This is a genomic window from uncultured Endozoicomonas sp. (genome assembly GCF_947495845.1).
Classification (GTDB): domain Bacteria; phylum Pseudomonadota; class Gammaproteobacteria; order Pseudomonadales; family Endozoicomonadaceae; genus Endozoicomonas.
This window is the reverse complement of sequence record NZ_CANMAO010000084.1, coordinates 1-1,250: the sequence shown is the minus strand read 5'-3', so window position 1 is coordinate 1,250 and position 1,250 is coordinate 1. Positions and strand designations below refer to the sequence as shown.

Annotated in this window: 1 protein-coding gene; it reads left to right on the top strand. The window is 45.0% G+C overall.

What is annotated here, in order from left to right; translation table 11 throughout:
• The first annotated feature begins 20 nt into the window (after positions 1-20).
• Complete coding sequence (locus tag Q1B11_RS20170; protein WP_299735805.1) at positions 21-1,016, top strand: IS481 family transposase; 996 nt, start codon at positions 21-23, stop codon at positions 1,014-1,016.
• The last annotated feature ends 234 nt before the right edge of the window (positions 1,017-1,250 follow it).

The window sequence follows — 1,250 nt, the reverse complement described above, 5'->3', positions numbered from 1 at the left end:
TGTATTTTGACATGTATGCGATGTTATCTACAGACCTTGAGGCCTGTGGTTGTGCGGGGTTTCATGATTTTTCCCTGATGGGTGTATCCAGAGATACCTTCTACAGAGTTCAAAATGCTTATGAGGAAGGTGGAATCGATGCGCTGCTGGCCAAATCAAAAAAGATTCCAAACCCAAAAAACCGTGTAGAACCTCACGTTGAAGAAGCCGTTTGTAAACTGGCTATTGATAACCCTGCCCTTGGTCAAACCCGAGTCAGTAATGAGTTACGGAAGCTCGGTATATTTGTTTCAGGAGGCGGTGTTCGCAGTATCTGGCAACGACATAACCTTGAGACGTTCAAAAAACGCCTTAAGGCTCTGGAGGAGCACGCTGCGGCTAACGATGCTATCTACACAGAATCTCAGCTGGCTGCCCTTGAGAAAAAGAAAGAAACCGATATTGCCTGCGGAGAAATTGAAACGGTGCATCCAGGTTATCTGGGTTTGCAAGACACCTTTTTCGTTGGAACACTCAAAGGGGTTGGCAGGGTGTATCAACAAACCTTTGTGGATACCTACAGCAAGATTGCGCACTGCAAGCTATACACCACCAAAACGCCGATCACAGCAGCTGATTTGCTGAATGATCGGGTTCTACCGTACTTTGAAGAACATGACATTCCAATGCTGAGAATACTGACTGATAGAGGCACTGAGTACTGTGGCAAGGTTGAGCACGATTATGAACTGTACCTGGCGGCCTGTGATATCGAGCACACGAAAACCAAAGCGAGGCATCCTCAAACCAATGGTATCTGTGAACGGTTCCATAAAACGATACTGAACGAGTTCTATCAGGTGACCTTTAGAAAGAAGGTCTACACTGACCTGACTGAATTACAGAAGGATCTGGATGCTTGGGTGGAGTACTACAACACAGAACGAACCCATCAGGGGAAAATGTGCTGTGGAAGGACTCCCTTGCAGACATTGGAATCAGGCAAAGTGATCTGTAAGGAAAAACAGATCGTCTGAATCTGACCTGACGGTACAGACGACGATGGACCGGAAAGTGTCAGATCAGATCTTGGTTACTACATTTGATACACTCGAACCATCACTTAATGCAATGAAGTGATAAGCATGGGTGGGATCATCGATGTTTATTGCAATCGTTAAGCAAAACTTTATATCCTGAATTCGTATCATAAGTGCATAACCTCTGTAATCAACTGATCGCTACACACCTTTGAATTGAATCAAGACTCA